The sequence below is a fragment of the Streptomyces vulcanius genome, assembly GCF_042653945.1.
Lineage (GTDB): Bacteria > Actinomycetota > Actinomycetes > Streptomycetales > Streptomycetaceae > Streptomyces > Streptomyces mangrovi.
In genome coordinates, this window is record NZ_JBHSFK010000142.1 from 1 (window position 1) to 591 (window position 591).

A 591-nucleotide genomic window follows, 5' to 3' on the forward strand; every position below is an offset into this window, starting at 1 on the left:
GCGGGTTGTCCACGATCACTTCGGCGTGCAGGACTTCGTCGTTCTCGACGAGCAGGGCGCCGTCCACGCCGAGGCTGGCGAGAACGGTGCGCGCTCCCATCCCGCGCAGGTGCTGAGCCGCATCGACCGCTTCGCCGATGGTGGTGACCGGGGCCCCGGCGGCCTCGGCGAGTTCGTGCGAGTTGGGCTTGACGAGATCGGGGCCGGCCGGGAGGGCGGCGAGCAGCGGGGGTCCGGAGCTGTCGATGGCGACCGGAATACCGATGTCGTGTGCCCGGCGGATCAGCTGGGCGTACAGATCGTCGGGCGTGCCATTGGGCAGGCTGCCGGAGCCGACCAGCCAGGACGCTTGCGCGGCGGTCTTGAGTGCCGCTTCCAGCAGAGCCTCGACCTCGTCGGGAGTGAGTACCGGGCCGGGTTCGTTGACCTTGGTCACCGTTCCACCGGGTTCCAGGATGCTCACATTGCTGCGGATGTTGCCGGCGATCGGAACGCTCACGTGGTCGATGCCCGCTTCGTCGAGCATCGCTGCCAGACGGGTGCCGTCAGGGCCGCCGACCGGCAGGACGGCCCGGGTCGGAAAGCCGTGGG

At 69.9% G+C, this 591-nt stretch carries 1 protein-coding gene; it reads right to left on the bottom strand.

Annotated features, from left to right (window positions below):
- The coding region (locus ACFPIH_RS56610) for a 1-phosphofructokinase family hexose kinase (RefSeq protein ID WP_385879471.1) at positions 1-591 on the bottom strand (591 nt) is incomplete at both ends.